An 18435-nucleotide genomic window follows, 5' to 3' on the forward strand; every position below is an offset into this window, starting at 1 on the left:
GGGGTTTTCCATTTTCGGTGCGGAGAGCGGGCATGTCCGACTATGATGACGATGCGTATTTCCAGCCGCAGAACACCAACAACCCCGCAGCAACGGGATATTGCCCTGACGGCAATCCCTTCATCACCTTTGCCGGCAGGCAGTGGTGGATCAATTATCACTGGACCCAGGCGCAGGGCACCTATGTCTGGGAGCCGTTCAAGTCGATCTTCGATCCCAGGCTAGTCGAGAATGGCGCGGACGGGGTGCGGCTGCAGATCGTCCCCGGCGACGATCCGGCGGCGTGGCGCACGTCTGAGCTCGTGCTGATGGACAAGCTTGGCTATGGCAAATACCTCGTCACCGCGCGCGCCGATGGCGGGTCCTTTTCCGACCTCGACCCCCATGCGATCTTCGGGGTGTTCCTCTACCAATATTCGAAGGCGCCGCCGAGCAACGGCCCGAATGTGCACCGGGAAATCGACTTTCTCGAAGTGCTGCGCAGCGGCGAGGGCAATGCGCAGTTCACGCTGCAGCCCTTTGGCGACTACAAGCCGCATCCGGTGGAATATCTCAAGATACCGCCGGGGACGCAGATGATCACGATCGTCAACGACTGGCATGTCGGTTCCGACTCCTGGCGCGTCGCCGCCTTCTCCTGCTACAGCGGGGACTGGTCGCTGGAGAACCCGCCGCCCGAACAGAACCTGATCGCGAAATGGTCGCCGGCGCAGGATCCGACCTTCGCGAAGCTGATCCCCGATCACACCGAGACCAGCTGCGAGCGGCTGCATCTCAATCTCTGGCTGATGCACGGCGAGGCGCCGGCCGGGCCGCAATCGGTGACGGTGACCCGGTTCGAGTTCCAGCCGGCCGCCTAGCCCGGCGCCTGCTCGCGCACCGATTTGAGCCAGCGGGCGCGGAGTTGGGCAGGGCTGCCGGGGATCAGGTCGTCGAGGAAGGTCGCCCCGGCGATGCGATCGAGCCGGAAGGTGCGGAAGTCACTGCGCAGTTCGCACCAGGCAACGAGGATGCGCGTGGCATCGGCATAGCCGATCATCAGCGGCCAGACGGTGCGCTGGGTGGGGCGGCCCTGCTCGTCGGCATAATCGAGATGGAGCTTGCGGCCCGCGCGGATCCAGGCGCGCAGCTCGGCGGCGTCGATGCCGTCGGTCGGGCGATCCCAGGCAGGTACGGCGCGCATCGCGGGGTTGCCGAGGAACGGGCGCATCTCCTCGGGCAGCACCGCGGCGATCTTGGCGAGCAGGTCGCTCGCGGCGCGGGCGAGTCCTTCGTCGGCGTGCCCCGCGACCCAGGTGGCGCCGAGCGCGACCGCGTCGATCTCGTCGGCGGTGAGCATCAGCGGCGGCAGGTCGAACCCGCTTTCGAGGACATAGCCCATCCCCGCCTCGCCGCGGATCGGCACGCGCTGGCCGATCAGGGCGGCCATGTCGCGATAGACCGAGCGTTTCGAGGTCTCGAGCTCGGCGGCGATTTCGTCTGCGGTTACCGGCCGCGCGTGGCGGCGGAGGATCTGGACGATCTGGAAGAGGCGATCGGCTTTGCGCATTTCGAGACCCTACTGCCAGGCTGCTGACACCATGCTGGCAGCAGTGTGGCAGTAGGTCGAGCCCGGGTTCACGAAAACGGGAGATACGACATGGCGACCAAGACCTATCAGGGCAGCTGCCACTGCGGCGCGGTGGCGTTCGAGGCGGACGTGGATCTCGCGGCGGGCACGGGCAAGTGTAACTGCACTTATTGTCGCAAGCGCCGCAACTGGGGCGTGCTGCTCAAGCCCGACCAGTTCCGGCTGCGCAAGGGGAGCGACGCGCTGGGCGAATATCAGTTCGGGACGAAGCAGGGGCATCACCGCTTCTGCGTCTATTGCGGGATCGCGCCGTTCGGTGACGGCTATGTCGAGCAGATCGGTGGGGCGTTCGTCTCGGTGCAGGTGATGTGCCTCGACGATGTGCCGCTGGCCGAGCTCGAGGCGGCGCCGGTCAATTATGGCGACGGGCTGCACGATGCGTGGTGGCAGGAGCCGGCGGAGAAGGGGATTTTGTGATCCACTTTCCCTCTCCCGCTTTCGCGGGAGAGGGGTTTTTCAGGCCCCCACCGCCGTCAGCGTGTCGAGCTGGGCGGGGGTGAGGGTGAGGTCCCACGACCCCACCAGCTCGTCGACCTGCGCGAGCGAGGTGGCGCTGGCGATCGGGGCGGTGATGCCGGGCTGGGCGGCGACCCAGGCGAGCGCGATCTGGGCGAGGGTGGCGCCGGTCTCGGCGGCGATCTGGTCCATCGCGGCGAGCATCGCGGGGCCCTTGGCTTCCATGAACGCCGTCATCCGGCCGCCGCGCACGCTCTTCCCGAGATCGGCTTCGCTGCGGTATTTGCCGGTGAGATAGCCCGAGGCGAGCCCGTAAAAGGGCACGGCGCCGACATTATACTGGACGCACAGGTCCTGCAGCTCGCCCTCATATTTGTGGCGGCTGAGCAGATGATATTCGTTCTGCAGCGCGCGGTAATGCGGCAGGCCCTCGCGCGTGGCGATGTCGAGTGCGGACTTGAGGCGCGCGGCGTGGAAGTTGGAGGCGCCGATCGCCTGGACCTTGCCCGCCTTGATCAGCGCATCGAACGCCGCGAGGACGTCTTCCTGCGGCACGTCCTCATCGTCCTGATGCGCGAAATAGAGGTCGATCATCTCGACGCCGAGCCGCTTGAGGCTGGCGTCGCAGGCGGCGGCGATGCGCGCGGGGGCGAGCTTGGTGCCGCCCTCGCCGTCGAGCATGCCGACCTTGGTGGCGATCTGGACCCGACCAGCCTTGCCGGGCTGCGCGAGCCATTCGCCGATGATGCTCTCGGACTCGCCGCCCTGATGGCCGGGTACCCAGGCCGAATAGACATCGGCGGTGTCGATCAGCGTGCCGCCGGCTTCGGCGAAGCGATCGAGCACGGCGAAGCTGGTCGCCTTGTCCGCGGTCCAGCCGAAGACGTTGCCGCCGAGGATCAGCGAAGGTGTCCGGATGCCGCTGGCGCCGAGGTCACGAAGGTTCATTGTGCTGTCCCGTTGCTGGCGTTGACGTCGATCGACGCGGCTGCCGCGTCGAGCTGGCGCGCCTCGCTGGCGCTCAGCCCGCCCTTATTATCGTCGGTGCCGCCGCGCCCGCAGGCGGCGAGCGCGAGCAGCAGGAGGAGCGGCGCGGCGCGCATCAATCGGTGTCGCCGTCGCCCGAGCCCTGGTCGGCGGCGGCATTGCCCACCGGCACGGCCTGGTCGTAATTGCTCTCGGCGGCGCCGAACGCGGCATTCTCGGCCGCGTTCACATCGCTTACCGCTTCGCCCATCGTGTTGCTGTCGCCGGCGACCGATTCATTGGCCTCGGCCGCTTCGTTCTTCGCCTTGTTGCCGCAGGCCGACAGGCCGAGCAGCGCGACCGCCGCGAGCGGGAGGAAGATCTTGCGCATGGATGCGTCCCTTTTGCCGAAAACAGATTTGGCCAAGGGCTAATCGGGCGCGGACTCGCGTGCAAGGCGCATGCGATGCGTTGACCTCATATAAAGATATCTTTATATGTCTAACTGACCATGCAGCAGGCTCTCGCCATCTTCCGTGCCCTGGCCGATTCGACGCGGCTGCGCATCCTTGCGCTCGTTCGCTCGATGGAGCTGAGCGTCGGCGAACTCGCGCAAGTGCTCGGGCAGAGCCAGCCGCGCGTCTCGCGCCATGTGAAGATCCTGTGCGACGCCGGGCTGCTCGAGCGGCGCAAGGAAGGCAGCTGGGTGTTCGTCGGCATGGGCGCCGCGGCGACGGTGGACCCGATGCTCGCGGCGCTCGACGCCTGGGACCAGGCCGATCACTGGATGGTGGCGGACGAGGCCCGGCTGGCGGCGGTGCGCGCCGACCGGGCGAGCGCGGCGGCAGACTGGTTCGAGACCAACGCGGTCGAATGGGACGCGATCCGGTCGCTCCACATCGCCGAGAGCGAAGTCGAGGCGGCGATGGGCCGGGCACTGGGCGACAGCCCGATCGGGTGCCTGGTCGATATCGGCACGGGCACCGGGCGGATGCTCGAATTGTTCGCGCCGCGGGCCGAGCGTGCGCTGGGTATCGACCGCTCTTCCGAGATGCTGCGGCTTGCCCGCGCCAAGCTTTCCGAGCAGGGGCTGGCCAATGCCGAGCTGCGCCAGGCCGATCTCTATGCGCTGCCGCTGCAGGATGGCGGCGCCGACCTCGCTATATTGCATCATGTGCTGCACTTCGCGCAGCAGCCGGGTGCGGCGATCGGCGAGGCGGCGCGCGTGCTCAGCCCCGGCGGGCGGCTGCTGATCGCCGACTTCGCGCCGCATGAGCGCGAGGAGCTGCGGCAAAAGGATGCGCATACGCGCCTCGGCTTCTCGGACGAGCAGGTGCTCGGCTGGTTCGAGGCGCATGGGCTCTCGCCCGTCCAGGTGGAAACGCTGGAGGGCGGCGAGCTGACGGTGAAATTATGGCTGGGTCGCAAGACCGGGCAAGTGACGGAAAAGGTGAAGGCCGCATGAGTAATCTGGACCCGCTGGCGGCGCCGCTGTTCGCGGACGTGGCGGGCGATATCGACGTCAGCTTTGAGTTCTTCCCGCCCAAGACGGAGAAGATGGAAGAGACGTTGTGGGACTCGATCGAGACGCTCAAGCCGCTCGATCCGCGCTTCGTCTCGGTCACCTATGGCGCCGGCGGCACCACCCGCGAGCGGACGCACAACACGGTGGCGCGGATCGCCCGCGAGACCGGCATCCCGGCAGCGGCGCACCTGACCTGCGTCGAGGCGACCAAGGAAGAGATCGACCAGGTCGCCGAGGAATATTGGGCGGCGGGCGTGCGCCATATCGTCGCGCTGCGCGGCGATCCGCCGCGCGCCGGCGAGAAGTACGCGACGCATCCGGGCGGCTATGAGAATGCCGCGGACCTCGTCGCAGGGCTGCGCAAGCTGCATCCGTTCGAAATCTCGGTCGCGGCCTATCCCGAATGCCATCCGGACTCGCCGAGCCAGATGGACGACCTCGACAACCTCAAGCGCAAGATCGATGCGGGCGCGACCCGGGCGATCACGCAGTTCTTCTTCGAGGCGGACACCTTCCTGCGCTTCCGCGACGACGCCGCCAAGGCGGGGATCACCGCGGAGATCGTCCCGGGGATCATGCCGGTGATGAGCTTCGCCAGCGTCGTCCGCATGTCGGCGATGTGCGGCACGCAGGTGCCGGGCTGGATGGAGCGGCTGTTCGAAGGCCTCGACGACCGCCCCGCCGCGCGCCAGCTGGTCGCGGCGACGCTGGCCGCCGAGCTTTCGCGCAAACTCTATGCGGGCGGCGTGCGCCAGTTCCACTTCTACACGCTCAACCGTGCCGAGCTGAGCTACGCGATTTGCCACCTGCTCGGCGTGCGGCCGAAGATGCCGGCGCTGGTGGGAGCGTAGGAATTCCCCTCCCGCTTGCGGGAGGGGCAAGGGGAGGGGATGTGCTGGGCCGCATGCCTTCCGCTCGAAATTGACAGGCCCTCCCCCGACCCCTCCCGCAAGCGGAAGGGGAGAAGGAAGATGACATGACTGCACGCGAGAAACTGCTGGCCGAAGCCGCCAAGCGCATCCTGATCACCGACGGGGCGTTCGGCACCGAGATCCAGAACTGGAAGCTGGGCGAGGAAGCCTATGCCGGCGATCTGGGGCTGAGCCACGACCAGAAGGGCAATAACGACATCCTCGCGCTGACCATGCCCGAGGTGCCCGCGAGCATCCACCGCGCCTATTTCGAGGCGGGGGCGGACATTGCCGAGACCAACACCTTCTCGGCCAACCGGATCAGCCAGGCCGATTACGGCGCCGAGCATCTGGTGCGCGAGATCAATGTCGAGAGCGCGAAGCTGGCGCGCACGATCGCCGACGAGTTCGAGGCCAAGGACGGGCGTCCGCGCTTCGTCGCCGGCGCGCTCGGGCCGACCAACAAGACGCTGTCGCTGTCGCCAGACGTCAACGATCCGGGCTATCGCGAGATCGACTTCGACTATCTGAAGGACGTGTACCGCGAGCAGATCGACGCGCTCGTCGAGGGCGGGGTGGACTTCATCCTGATCGAGACGGTGTTCGACACGCTCAACGCCAAGGCCGGGATCATGGCGGCGATCGAGGCGGGCAACGACCTGGGCCGCGACTTGCCGATCATGCTGTCGATGACGCTGACCGATCTTTCGGGGCGCAACCTGTCGGGTCACACGGTCGAGGCCTTCTGGCACGCGGTGCGCCACGCGAAGCCGGTGACGATCGGGCTCAACTGCTCGTTCGGTGCCGAGCAGCTGCGCCCGCATGTGAAGACGCTGTCGGCGCTGTGCGACACGCTGATCATGGTCTATCCGAACGCCGGCCTGCCCAATGAGCTGGGCGCCTATGACGAGGCGCCGGTGACGACTGCCGGGCTGGTCAAGGAATGGGCCGATGCCGGGCAGGTCAATGTGCTCGGCGGCTGCTGCGGCTCGACCCCGGCGCATATCAAGGCGATCGCGGATGCAGTGGCGGACCTGCCGGCGCGGCCGATCCCGGTGCCCGAAGTGCGCACGCGGCTGGCCGGGCTCGAGCCGTTCACGATGGCGGCTGCTTAAAAATAGCCATCTCCCCATCGGGGAGAGGGTTGGGAGAGGGGCAGGATTGTGCCTCTTCTCCCGACGCTGGCGAATGAAGACACACTGCCCCTCTCCCTGGCCCTCTCCCCGGAGGGGAGAGGGAGCTTAGAAGAAGAAGACCATGACCAACCTCTCCACCGGCTTCGTCAATATCGGCGAGCGCACCAATGTCACCGGCTCTGCGCGCTTCAAGAAGCTGGTGATGAACGGCGATTATGCCGCCGCGGTGGAAGTCGCGCTGCAGCAGGTGGAGGCCGGTGCGCAGGTGCTCGACGTCAACATGGACGAGGGCCTGCTCGACGCGCACGAGGCGATGACGACCTTCCTCAAGCTGATCCAGGCCGAGCCCGACATCGCGCGGATCCCGGTGATGGTCGATTCGTCGAAGTGGGACGTGATCGAGGCGGGCCTGAAGTGCGTCTCGGGCAAGCCGATCGTCAATTCGATCAGCATGAAGGAAGGCGTCGACCAGTTCCTCGATCATGCGCGCAAGTGCATGGCCTATGGCGCCGCCGTGGTGGTGATGGCGTTCGACGAGACCGGCCAGGCCGATACCCAGGCGCGCAAGGTCGAGATTTGCGAGCGGGCGTACAAGCTGCTCGTCGGCATCGGCTTCCCGCCCGAGGACATCATCTTCGATCCAAACGTGTTCGCGGTGGCGACGGGGATCGAGGAGCACAACAATTACGGCGTCGACTTCATCGAGGCGTGCAAGGAGATCAAGGCGCGCTGCCCGCATTGCCACATTTCGGGCGGCCTCTCGAACCTGTCGTTCTCGTTCCGCGGCAACGAGCCGGTGCGCAAGGCGATGCACTCGGTGTTTCTGTACTATGCGATCCCCGCGGGCATGGACATGGCGATCGTCAATGCCGGCCAGCTCGACGTCTATGACCAGATCGACCCGGAGCTGCGCACCGCGGTCGAGGACGTCATTCTCAACAAGGATCCGGAGGCCGGCGACCGGCTGGTCGCGCTCGCCGAGAAATATCGCGGCACCGATGCGGTGGCGGAGAAGCAGGCGGCCGAGTGGCGCGGCTGGGATGTCGCCAAGCGGCTCGAGCATGCGCTGGTCAAGGGCATCGACCAATATGTCGTCGAGGATACCGAGGAGTGTCGCCAGGCCTTCGCCCGCCCGATCGAAGTGATCGAGGGGCCGCTGATGGACGGCATGAACGTGGTCGGTGACCTGTTCGGTTCGGGCAAGATGTTCCTGCCGCAGGTGGTGAAGTCGGCGCGCGTGATGAAGAAGGCGGTGGCGCATCTGCTTCCCTTCATCGAGGCGGCGAAGGAGCCGGGCGCCAAGGGCAAGGGCAAGGTGGTGATGGCCACCGTCAAGGGCGACGTCCACGATATCGGCAAGAACATCGTCGGCGTGGTCCTGCAGTGCAACGGCTTCGAAGTGGTCGATCTGGGCGTGATGGTCGCCTGGACCAAGATCCTCGAGGCGGCGAACGAGAATGACGCGGACATGATCGGCCTGTCGGGGCTGATCACGCCGAGCCTCGACGAGATGGTGACCGTCGCCGAGGAGATGCAGCGCGCACAGATGACGATGCCGCTGCTGATCGGCGGCGCGACGACCTCGCGCGTGCATACCGCGCTGCGCATCGAGCCGGCGTATAAGGGCCCGGTGGTGCATGTGCTCGACGCCAGCCGCGCGGTCGGCGTGGCGACGGCGCTCGTCTCCGACACGCAGCGCGACGATTATGTCGCCAAGATCGCCGCTGAATATGAGGCGGTGCGCGTCGCGCGTGCCGGCCGTGGGCAGAGCGAGCTGCTGCCGATCGACAAGGCGCGCGACAATGCGTTCGAGGCGGACATGAGCCTCAAGCCGGGCAAGCCGCGCATGCCGGGCGTGCACGAGTTCCTCGACTGGGACCTCAAGGACCTGCGCAACTATATCGACTGGACACCCTTCTTCCGCGCCTGGGAGCTGGCGGGCAATTACCCGGCGATCCTCGAGGACAAGGTGGTCGGCGAGAGCGCGACCAGCCTGTTCGCCGACGCACAGGCGATGCTCGACAAGATCATCGCCGAGAAGTGGCTGACCGCGCGCGGCGTTGCCGGGCTGTGGCCGTGCCGCCGCTCGGGCGACGACATCATCGTCCATGTCGAGGACGAGAAGCACGTCACGCTGCCGATGCTGCGCCAGCAGATCGCCAAGCGCGAAGGCCGGGCGAACATGTGCCTGGCCGACTTCATCGATCATGACGGCGACTGGATCGGCGGCTTTGCCGTCGGCATCCACGGCATCGAGCCGCATCTGGCGCGCTTCAAGAACGCGATCGACGATTACAGCGACATCCTGCTCAAGGCGCTGGCCGACCGTCTCGCCGAAGCCTTTGCCGAGCGGCTGCACCAGTTCGTCCGCACCTCGCTCTGGGGCTATGCCGAGGGCGAGCAGCTCGACAATGAGGCGCTGGTCCGCGAGCAATATCGCGGCATCCGCCCGGCGCCGGGCTATCCGGCCTGCCCCGAGCACAGCCTGAAGCCGCTGCTGTTCAAGATGCTCGACGCGCACAAGCGCACCGGCATCTCGCTGACCGAGAGCTTCGCGATGCTGCCGACCGCGGCAGTGAGCGGCTTCTATTTCGGGCATCCGCAGGCCGAGTATTTCGGCGTGGCGCGGATCGGGCAGGACCAGCTGGCGGACTATGCCGTGCGGCGCGGCGTCGATGTGGAGCAGGCGACGCGCTGGCTTCGGCCCAATCTGGACTGACCTCGACTCACGGCGGGTCGCGGCACCTGTTATGCTGCGTCTTCCCAGGGGAGGATGCAGCATGCCGGACCGGGACCAGATTCTGCAGTTGATCGACGATGCCTATGTGGCGCGGATCGCGGGCGACCGCGCGGCGCTGGCGCGCTACTGGGCGCCCGAGGCGAGCTTCCGCATAGCCGCGAACAGCGCGCTGATCGGCGATGTGCCTGACGGCGAATGCGATGCCGAAGCCAGCGTGGCCCGGTTGATCGACCTGTTCCGTTTCCATGACCTGCAGCGGGTGAGCGCAGTGGTAGAGGGCAATCGCGCGGCGATCCACTGGCGGCTGCGCGTGTCGGCGGGGGACGGGCCGGCGGTGGATACCGAGATACTCGACCTGTGGCAGCTCAGTCCCGAGGGGAAGCTGCTCAGCCTCGTGCAGTTTACCGATACCGCGCAAATGGCGGCGTTGTTGGGCTAGCGCTGATCTGCGTTGATTGCGGATCGCCCGGCATCGGATAACGTTGTGCGTTCGTCCCGCTGCCCGGAGCCTGCATGACCGATAGCCGCAAAGAAAAAAACTCGGTCGCAAAACAGCTTGGGCCGGGCCTGATCACCGGCGCGGCCGACGACGATCCCAGCGGCATCGCAACTTACTCCCAGGCCGGCGCGCAGTTCGGCTATGGGCTGATGTGGACGATGCTGCTCACCTATCCGCTGATGTCTGCGGTGCAGCTGGTGAGCGCGCATATCGGCCGGGTGACCGGGCAGGGGCTGGCGCAGAACATGCGCGACCTGCTGCCGAAATGGCTGCTGACGCTGCTCGTCACCGTCCTCTTCATCGCCAACACGATCAACATCGGCGCGGACATCGCCGCGATGGGCGATGCGGCACAGCTGGTGGTCGGCTGGGGCGATCACTGGTTCACCATCGCCTTCGCGCTGTTCAGTCTCGTGCTGCAGGCGCTGGTCCCCTATCATCGCTATTCGCGCGTGCTGAAATGGCTGACGCTGTCGCTGTTCGCCTATGTCGCGGTGCTGCTGGTGGTGCATGTCGATTGGGCGGCGGCGGGCAAGGGGCTGGTGATCCCCAGCCTGAGCGGGCCGCAGGCGATCGCCACGGTGGTCGCGATCTTCGGCACCACGATCAGCCCCTATCTCTTCTTCTGGCAGACCGCGCAGGAAGTGGAAGAGATCGAGGATGACGACGACGCCAAGCCGCTGGTCGAGGCGCCCGAGCAGGCGCCGAACGAGATCAAGCGGATGCGGATCGACACCTTTGTCGGCATGGCCTTTTCCAACCTGATCGCGCTGGCGATCATTATCGCGGCGGCCGCGACGCTGCATCTGCAGGGCGTGACCGAGATCGACACCGCCGCCGATGCCGCCAAGGCACTGCAGCCGGTGGCGGGTGACTTCGCCTTCGCGCTGTTCGCGATCGGCATCATCGGCACCGGGCTGCTCGCGGTGCCTGTGCTGGCGGGCTCGGCCGGTTTCGCGGTGAGCAATGCGCGCGGCTGGCGCTGCGGGCTGGAGCACAGGGTGACGGAGGCGCCGGGCTTTTACGGCGTGATCGCGCTTTCGATCCTGCTCGGCATCGCGCTCGACTGGTCGAGCATCCCGCCGATGCAGGCGCTGTTCTGGAGCGCGGTGGTCAACGGCTTCGCGGCGGTGCCGATCATGGCGGTGATGATGATCATCGCTACCCGGCGCAGCGTGATGGGCGATTTCCGCATTCGCGGGCCGTTGCTGTTCTTCGGCTGGGCGGCGACGCTGGTGATGGGCGCGGCAGCGGTGGCGATGCTGGTCTGGCAATAAGGCCCCAAGCCGCTAAACTCGGCGGAAAATGGGGGGACGATGATGGCAGAGGGCGCGGGCGAGCCAACGGGCAAGGACATCCGGCTGGTGATCGGCGCATCGTCGCTGGGCACGATCTTCGAATGGTATGACTTCTTCATCTGGGGCACGCTGACCGCCACCGGCATCCTGCAGCATACTTTCTTCCCGGCGGGCAACGACGTGCTCGCCAGCCTGCTCGCCTGGGCCGCGTTCGCAGTGGGGTTCGGCTTCCGGCCACTGGGCGCGGTGCTGTTCGGGTATCTCGGCGACAAGATGGGGCGGAAATACACGTTCCTGGTCACGATCACGGTGATGGGCCTGGCCACCGCCGGCATCGGCCTGGTGCCGAGCTATGCCGCGATCGGCATCGCGGCGCCGGTGCTGATCCTGATCATGCGCGTCGCGCAGGGCCTGGCACTTGGCGGCGAATATGGCGGCGCGGCGATCTATGTCGCCGAGCATTCGCCGGGCGGGCGCGCCGGCTTCCACACCAGCTTCATCCAGGCGAGCGTGGTCGGCGGGTTCATCCTGAGCCTGGCGGTGGTGCTCGCGTTCAAGGCGCCGATGCCCGCCGCAACCTGGGAGGCCTGGGGCTGGCGGCTGCCCTTCCTCTTCTCGATCCTGCTGCTCGCAGTGTCGCTCTACATGCGCCTCAAGCTCTCCGAGAGCCCGGTGTTCCAGGCGATCAAGGAAGCGGGTGAGACCGCGCACAATCCGTTCGTCGAGAGCTTCACCTATCCGGGCAACCTCCCGCGCCTGTTCGTCGCGCTGTTCGGCATCGCCGCGGGGCTGACGGTGATCTGGTACACCTCGATGTTCTCGGTGCTGTCGTTCCTGACCGGGCCGATGCGGATGGAGCCGACCGTGGCGCAGCTGATCTGCGGCGGATCGGCGCTGGTCGGCTGCGGCTTCTTCGTGCTGTTCGGCCATCTGTCCGACCGGATCGGGCGCAAGAAGCCGATCGTGATCGGCTATGCGCTGACCCTGGTGCTGCTCTTTCCGTTGTTCTGGACGATCGGCAGCGCAGCCAATCCGGGGCTGGCGGAATCGGCGAAGCATGCGCCGGTCGTGGTGCGCGGCCCCAACTGCAAATATGATCCGTTCGCGGCGAAGCAGGCCGATGCCTGTGGCCTGATCCTCGACCAGCTTTCCAAGAAGGGCATCGCGTTCAAGACGCTCAAGGCCGATGCGGTGGTGGTGACGATCGGCGGCGTGCCGGTGGAGGATATCGCCCCGGCCGGGCTCGACGCGGCGCTGACCCAGGCGGGCTATAATATCGGCAAGGTCGTGCCCTCGCCGCGCAACATCGCAGTGATCGTGCTGGCGATGCTCGGGCTGATGGCGCTGGCGGGCGCGACCTATGGCCCGGTGGCGGCATTGCTCAGCGAGATGTTCCCGAGCCGGATCCGCTACTCGTCGATGTCGATCCCCTATCATCTGGGCACCGGCTATTTCGGCGGCTTCCTGCCCTTCATCAGCCAGTACATCGTCGCGCGCACCGGCAATCCCTATGCCGGGCTGTGGTATACGATGGCAGTGGTGGCGATGGCGCTGCTGGTGACGGCGTTCGGGCTGCAGGAGACGGTGAAGCCTCCGCGCAAGGTCCATCGCCATCTTTGAATGGGTCGGGGCCATTGCGGCGCACGGGCGCACCCCGTAACCGCAAGGCATGACTGCTCCCCTGCGCCTGCGGCTGGATAGCGCCGCGCTCGTCTCGAACTGGCGGCACCTGGCGAAGCTCAGCGGCACCGCTGCATGCGGCGCGGCGATCAAGGCGAACGGCTATGGGCTGGGTTCGCGCGCGGTGGCGCACCATCTCGCCAAGGCGGGATGCCGCGACTTCTTCGTCGCGAGCTGGGGCGAGGCGGGCGCGCTGGCGGACCTCGGCCTCAACGTCTCGGTGCTGCACGGCCTGCGCCCCGAAGACTCGATCGCCGCGGACTATGCCCGGCCAGTGCTGAGCACGGCGGAGCAGGTGGCACGCTGGAAACCGACCGGGAAGCCGTGCGACGTGATGGTCGATACCGGCATGAACCGGCTTGGCGTTTCGGTCGCAGAAGTCGGCGCGGGGCTGCTCGAGGGCCTCGTGATCGAGACGCTGATGAGCCATCTCGTCTCGGCCGACGAGGATGTGCCGCTCAATGCGCGCCAGCTTGCCGATTTCGGCGCGCTCAAGGGGCGGACGCAGGCGAAGCGGATGAGCCTGGCCAATTCGGCGGGCATCGCGCTCGGCGCCGATTACGCCTTCGACCTCACCCGTCCGGGCATCGCGCTCTATGGCGGGTGGCAGCGTGCCGGGCATGACGCGATCCGCCAGGTCGCGACGCCCGAGGCCGAGATCCTCCAGCGCCGGACGGTGCGCGCGGGTGACACGGTGGGCTATAACGCCAGCTGGACCGCGCCCGCCGATACCGAAGTGGCGATCCTCAATCTCGGCTATGCCGATGGCTATCTGCGCTGCTTCACCGGCAAGGGGCTGGCGATGGCGCAGGGTGTGAAGCTCCCGCTGATCGGCCGTGTCTCGATGGACCTGACCGCGATCGACGTGACTGCGTTGCCGGGCTTGCGCGAAGGCGATTGGGTGGCGATGTCCTATGCGCTGCCCGAGACGGCGGCGCTGAGCGGGCTCTCGCAATATGAGCTGCTGACCGGGCTCGGCCCGCGCTACGATCGGATCTGGAACTAGGCGGAAGCCGCCCGCGCTTCGGCGGAGAGTGCCCAGGCACTGGTCGGCTCGGCGCGGATCCAGCGCGTCGCGATCCATTTGGTGCCGCCGATGATCGGCAGGCCGGCATGGCGGCTCCTGGGCTCGGGTGCGCCGGCCGCATCGACATTGTCGAACACCAGAAGGTCGCCCATCCGCGGCGCGATCTTGAGCCCGAGCAGCGGGAACTCGGTCTCGCCGCCGGTGAAATTGTGATTGATATAGAGGATCGCGGTGCGGATGCGCTGGTTGCCCGGGCCGGGCAGCGTATCGAGATGCGGGCGATATTGCTGGCCGGGGCCGTAGCGCAGCACCGTTAGCGGCTCGCCCTGCGCGAACACAGTATCCGTCGCGGCGGCGATGCGGCGATTGATCGCCTGCACGACCAGCGTTTCCTGCGTGGGGCCGATCGGAGCATTGTCCGAGGCGCGGATCGGATGCGCGATCATCCGCCCGCTGGCGGGATCGAACACCGTGGCCGGCTGGAGCGCGGGCGCCGCCACCGAGGCGATATAGGCGCACTCGATCGGCGTGCAGAAATCGGGGAGGCGCTGGATGCGCGGGCTGGGATGCAGCGTGATGGGCACGGGCAGGCTGGCGGGGGCGCCGTCGGCGGTCAGCGCCATCTTGCCGAGCAACTCGAGATGCTGCGCAGCGAGCGGATCGTTCGCGGCGGCGCGGCGGAGCAGGGCGAGGGCGCCCGGCCAGTCGGGCGCGGCGCCGCTGCCATTGGCAGTGAGCGCGACTTCGATCAGCGCGGCATCGACATGGCCGATCGTGGCGGCGCGGCGGAGCAGCGCGCGGGCGGCCGCGAGGTCGCGCGGGATATGATTGCCGTTGAGGTGCCAGATCGCCAGCTCGGCAAGCGCTTCGGCATTGCCGGCATCGCCCGCGCCGGCGAGCAAAGCGACGGCTTCGTCGGTACGGCCCTGGGCCAGCTTCGCCTCTGCCGCCTGTATCGGGTCCAAAACCAGCCTCGCTCGGCGCCGGGGAAGGGCGCCCATAAAAAAGGGGACGAGGGTTTCCCCCCGTCCCCGGATTAGCAGCAAATTCGAAGGATCAGAACCGAGCCTTGAAGCCTGCATAGAAGGTGCGGCCACGGAACGAGTAGATCGAGCTACCCGCGCCGGTTGCAGTCGAACCGAGCGGCGGCTGGGTGTCGAGCAGATTGTCGACGCCGCCGTAGAAGTTGAACTGATGGCCACGGCCGTCCTTGCCGATGTCGAAATCGAAGCGGACGGCATGGTAGAACACTTCCGGGTACCGGAGGGTGTCGGCATAGTCGATATTCGCCGGGGCGATACCGTTGATCTGATAGAGATCGCTATACGCGGTCACCAGCATCGGCCCGATATAGTGCATGTTGTAGCCGAAGGTGAACGGACCGGTCTCGACGTTCAGATCCCAACGGAACTCATCCTTCGGATCGCCGAGCTGGCCGAGATTGTTGGTTTCGAAGTTCGGGTTGGTCGGATCCTGATAGTTGCTGTTCTTCAGGACGTGCACGTAGATGACGCTCGTTCCGAGCTTCACGTCCGGGCCGAGATTGGTCCGGTACTCGAAGTTCACGTCGATGCCGCGGCGTTCGCGGGCTGCGAAGTTCAGCGGCGCCGAGATCAGCGTGTTGAACAGGATGCGGCCCGGGACTTCGCCGTTCGGCCCGTTGGTCGTGCCGCGGTTACGCTGGAACTGCCCGCAGAAGATGTTGTTCAGCGATGCCGAGTCATAGCAGCTGTTCACGATCGTCTGCGCGCTGAGCGAGGTGATGATGCCGTTGACCTTGATCTGGTAGTAATCGGCGGTGAGGCTGAGGCCGCGAATGAAGCGCGGCTGCAGCACGGCACCGACGGTCAGCGAGTTCGAAGTCTCGGCCTTGAGGGACGGATTCGAGCCGCTGATGATGCCGAGCGACTGGTTGATGTCGGTCAGGTTCGCCAGCAGGGTCGGGCTGAGATCGGCCATGCAGTTCGTGTTGCGAATGCCGGTGCCGCGGCTGGAGGTCTGGCACGGATCGACGAAGCCCGGCGCGAAGTTCGGAACCAGCGGGAAGGCGGTTTCCGAAACGTTCGGCGCACGCACCGAGTGACCATAGTTGGCGCGGAAGCGGATATCGGGGATCGGAGCCCAGACAGCGCCTGCGTTATAGGCCCAGACGGTGCCGACATCGCCCTGATAGCTGGCGACGCGGCCTGCACCCGTGAGGGTCAGCTCGTCGAAGAACGGCATGTTCTTGAGGAGCGGCACGTTAAGCTCGCCATAGGCTTCCTTCACCTGGAAGGCGGGCGCGACGAACGACGGGATCGACACGCCATTGGTGAAGCCGTCGGTGACGAACGGATCCTGGGTGTAGAAGGCGCGCTCCTGGCGATATTCGCCGCCGACCGCGAAGCCCACCGGGCCGCCGGGAAGCTCGAACAACTGGCTGAAGTCACCCGCAACGAAGCCCGACACGACCAGCTGCTGGAGACCAGAGCTGTTGTTGGCCGGACGGCTGAAATAGGAGACTGCTGCGCTGTTATCGAGCTGGCCGAACGGGTTGTAGGGCTTGCAGGCGGCGATGTCGGCGGCCAGGCGAGCCTGGTTGCGCGCGGCGATCGCGAGCGAGACGGCGTCGGTACGCTGGATGGCCACGGCCGAGGCCGGGTCATATTGCGAACGGCACTTGATCGTGTTGGTCACCGGATCGAGGCCGGCGTCCATCGCGAGCATGAAGCGCTGGCGATCGATATAGCCTTCGGTGGTGATCTTTTCGCGGAACTTGCCGTAGTTCAGCGACAGTTCGTAGTTCCAGTCGCCGTTGAAGTTGCCGCGGATGCCGCCGACGACGCGCCAGGTATCGCGCGAGAAATGCTCGTCGCGCAGACCCACGTCGAGCAGGTTGCGGGCGACCACGAAGCGATAGCTGCCGTTGCCGATCGCAGTGATGTCCGCTGCGGTCAGGTTGCCGGCGGCCGGGCAGGTGGTGGACAGGTCGGTGCGGCAGCCCGAAGCCAGGATGGCATTGGACAGCGTCGTGCGGTCGGCCGGGTTGAGGAACGGATTGTCGAGGCGGGTGCGCTCGCGGAAGTCGAACTGCGTCTGGGTGCCCTGGATGAACGACGGACCGGCATTGTTGCCGACGGTGTTCACGCGGTTCCACTTGGCTTCGACGAACAGCTCGAGCTCGGGCGCCACTTCGTAGTGCGCGAGCAGGTTGCCGTTATAATGCTCGTTGAACGGCAGCACCGAGACGGTGTGGCCCTCGCGGCCGGTCTGGCCGTTGCCGCCGATGACCGAGCTGTTGATGCCGGTGCCGAAGCGGGTGCCGGTCTGCTGCACGAGACGGCCTGCATCGGTGAAGATGTAGGTGCAGCTGAAGGCCGCGCCCAGGCTGTTCGGGCCGCCATTGTTGGCGGTGGTGGCGTTGCCGCACGCGCCGCCGACGGCGTTGCGCTGGTTGACCGGGACGAGGCCGTTATAGTGGATCGTCGAGCCACGGAAATCGCGGAAGAAGGCGCGATCGGGATAGCCGTCGCCGCCGTTCACGATGCCGGTGCCGCCATCCGAATCGATGACGCCGAAGCCGTCGCTGCTGCGGAAGGCCGGGACGTCCGATGCGAAGACGCGGTCGGCACGCGAATAGTCGGCCTGAACGGTGATGTTGCCCTTACCGTCGGCGAAGTTCTTGCCGTACATGGCCGAGAGCAGCTGGTTGCCGCCATAGCCGTCCTGGACGACGCCGGCCTGGCCGCGGACCTGCAGGCCCTCGAAGTTCTGGCGCAGGATGAAGTTGACGACGCCGGCGATGGCGTCCGAACCGTAGATGGCCGAGTTGCCGCCGGTGACGATCTCGACGCGCTCGATCAGGTCGCTCGAGATCGAGCTGACGTCGGGCGAAACGGCGTTGTTCAAGATGTCCGCGGGAACGTGGCGGCGGCCGTTGACCAGCACCAGGGTGCGCTGCGTGCCGAGGCCGCGCAGATCGAGCAGGCTGAGGCCGGCGATGCCGATGCCCAGGCCCGGATTCTGCTGGGCGAAGGTGCTGCGCAGCTGCGGCAGATCGTTCAGCGTGTCGCCGATGCTGTTCTGGCCCTGCTGGAAGAACTGCTCACCGGCGATCGAAGTGACCGGCACGGGCGAGTCGATGTTCGGGCGACGGATGCGCGAGCCCGTGACGACGATCGATTCGTCCTTGGTGACGCATTCGGCGAGCCCTGCGTTCTGCGGATCGGTACAATCCGGAGCGGTGCTGGCGGTTTGCGCCCAGGCGGCGGGGGCCGCGAACAGCGACCCTGCGAGCGCCGTCGCGCTCAACAGACGAGAGATTTTCATTATTTGCCCCTCTCGGACGGGATGCCCGAAGAGTGCAATGAGCCGGACATATTTCCGTACTGCAAGATACAGAAATATTGCACCGCGCAATTAACCCGGCAGTGTTGCAGAAAAGCGACTGCGGGGACCGGTAAATTTCACACGTGCCGCGGTTAACGTAACATTCAGAATGTGGTTTACCGGCCTAAGACACTAGACACTTACGCGCCAGAAACATTTCGCAACAGATCGAGAGCGGTGAAACGCGCCATCGCGCGGC

At 66.4% G+C, this 18435-nt stretch carries 16 protein-coding genes; 10 read left to right on the forward strand and 6 right to left on the reverse strand.

Annotation, left to right across the window (positions count from 1 at the left end; genetic code table 11):
* Positions 1–32: 32 nt before the first annotated feature.
* Positions 33–860, forward strand: a complete 828-nt coding sequence (locus HZY97_RS18225) for a hypothetical protein (RefSeq protein ID WP_180147213.1) — start codon at positions 33–35, stop codon at positions 858–860.
* Here the strand turns inward: HZY97_RS18225 and HZY97_RS18230 are convergent.
* Positions 857–1549: a YafY family protein gene (locus HZY97_RS18230; RefSeq protein WP_180147216.1), complete on the reverse strand. Its 693-nt coding sequence runs from the start codon at positions 1547–1549 to the stop codon at positions 857–859. The two genes, HZY97_RS18225 and HZY97_RS18230, sit on opposite strands and share 4 nt — an antisense overlap.
* Positions 1550–1639: 90 nt before the next feature.
* Here HZY97_RS18230 and HZY97_RS18235 point away from each other — a divergent pair, with 90 nt between their 5' ends.
* Positions 1640–2047, forward strand: coding sequence for a GFA family protein (locus HZY97_RS18235; protein WP_180147219.1), 408 nt, complete (start codon positions 1640–1642; stop codon positions 2045–2047).
* Positions 2048–2086: 39 nt separating this feature from the next.
* Here the strand turns inward: HZY97_RS18235 and HZY97_RS18240 are convergent, their stop codons facing one another.
* Genes HZY97_RS18240 through HZY97_RS18250 form a run of 3 tightly spaced genes read right to left on the reverse strand, consistent with a single transcriptional unit; the run spans position 2087 to position 3443 of the window.
* On the reverse strand, positions 2087–3034 hold the full coding sequence (locus HZY97_RS18240) for an aldo/keto reductase (protein WP_180147222.1): 948 nt from the start codon (positions 3032–3034) through the stop codon (positions 2087–2089).
* Positions 3031–3192 carry a hypothetical protein gene (locus HZY97_RS18245; RefSeq protein WP_180147225.1) on the reverse strand — a complete coding sequence of 54 codons (162 nt, stop codon included), beginning with the start codon at positions 3190–3192 and terminating at the stop codon, positions 3031–3033. Before HZY97_RS18245 ends, HZY97_RS18240 begins: the two co-directional genes overlap by 4 nt.
* Positions 3189–3443: a hypothetical protein gene (locus HZY97_RS18250; RefSeq protein ID WP_180147228.1), complete on the reverse strand. Its 255-nt coding sequence runs from the start codon at positions 3441–3443 to the stop codon at positions 3189–3191. Before HZY97_RS18250 ends, HZY97_RS18245 begins: the two co-directional genes overlap by 4 nt.
* A gap of 120 nt (positions 3444–3563) precedes the next feature.
* Between HZY97_RS18250 and HZY97_RS18255 the strand changes: the two genes are divergently transcribed.
* The 8 genes from HZY97_RS18255 (at position 3564) to HZY97_RS18290 (ending at position 13847) form a co-directional block, all read left to right on the forward strand.
* Positions 3564–4517: a metalloregulator ArsR/SmtB family transcription factor gene (locus HZY97_RS18255; protein ID WP_180147238.1), complete on the forward strand. Its 954-nt coding sequence runs from the start codon at positions 3564–3566 to the stop codon at positions 4515–4517.
* Positions 4514–5428: a methylenetetrahydrofolate reductase gene (gene metF / locus HZY97_RS18260; RefSeq protein WP_180147248.1), complete on the forward strand. Its 915-nt coding sequence runs from the start codon at positions 4514–4516 to the stop codon at positions 5426–5428. Before HZY97_RS18255 ends, metF begins: the two co-directional genes overlap by 4 nt.
* Before the next feature lie 125 nt (positions 5429–5553).
* Positions 5554–6603, forward strand: coding sequence for a homocysteine S-methyltransferase family protein (locus tag HZY97_RS18265; RefSeq protein ID WP_180147260.1), 1050 nt, complete (start codon positions 5554–5556; stop codon positions 6601–6603).
* A 142-nt stretch (positions 6604–6745) separates the two neighbouring features.
* Positions 6746–9343 carry a methionine synthase gene (gene metH / locus HZY97_RS18270; RefSeq protein ID WP_180147264.1) on the forward strand — a complete coding sequence of 866 codons (2598 nt, stop codon included), beginning with the start codon at positions 6746–6748 and terminating at the stop codon, positions 9341–9343.
* Positions 9344–9404: 61 nt separating this feature from the next.
* Positions 9405–9803 (forward strand): nuclear transport factor 2 family protein, encoded by a 399-nt coding sequence (locus HZY97_RS18275; RefSeq protein WP_180147267.1) that lies wholly within the window; start codon positions 9405–9407, stop codon positions 9801–9803.
* A 74-nt stretch (positions 9804–9877) separates the two neighbouring features.
* Entirely contained in the window at positions 9878–11140 is a 1263-nt protein-coding gene (locus HZY97_RS18280) for an NRAMP family divalent metal transporter (protein ID WP_180147270.1), read from the forward strand.
* A 42-nt stretch (positions 11141–11182) separates the two neighbouring features.
* Complete coding sequence (locus HZY97_RS18285; protein WP_180147543.1) at positions 11183–12781, forward strand: MFS transporter; 1599 nt, start codon at positions 11183–11185, stop codon at positions 12779–12781.
* A gap of 49 nt (positions 12782–12830) precedes the next feature.
* On the forward strand, positions 12831–13847 hold the full coding sequence (locus HZY97_RS18290) for an alanine racemase (RefSeq protein WP_180147273.1): 1017 nt from the start codon (positions 12831–12833) through the stop codon (positions 13845–13847).
* On the opposite strand, the gene HZY97_RS18295 is transcribed toward HZY97_RS18290, so the two are convergent.
* Positions 13844–14833 carry a 2OG-Fe(II) oxygenase gene (locus tag HZY97_RS18295; RefSeq protein WP_257215150.1) on the reverse strand — a complete coding sequence of 330 codons (990 nt, stop codon included), beginning with the start codon at positions 14831–14833 and terminating at the stop codon, positions 13844–13846. The two genes, HZY97_RS18290 and HZY97_RS18295, sit on opposite strands and share 4 nt — an antisense overlap.
* A gap of 91 nt (positions 14834–14924) precedes the next feature.
* Positions 14925–18176 (reverse strand): TonB-dependent receptor domain-containing protein, encoded by a 3252-nt coding sequence (locus HZY97_RS18300; RefSeq protein ID WP_180147278.1) that lies wholly within the window; start codon positions 18174–18176, stop codon positions 14925–14927.
* Positions 18177–18435: the final 259 nt, after the last annotated feature.

The sequence above is a fragment of the Sphingomonas sp. R-74633 genome (assembly GCF_013416555.1).
Classification (GTDB): domain Bacteria; phylum Pseudomonadota; class Alphaproteobacteria; order Sphingomonadales; family Sphingomonadaceae; genus Sphingomonas.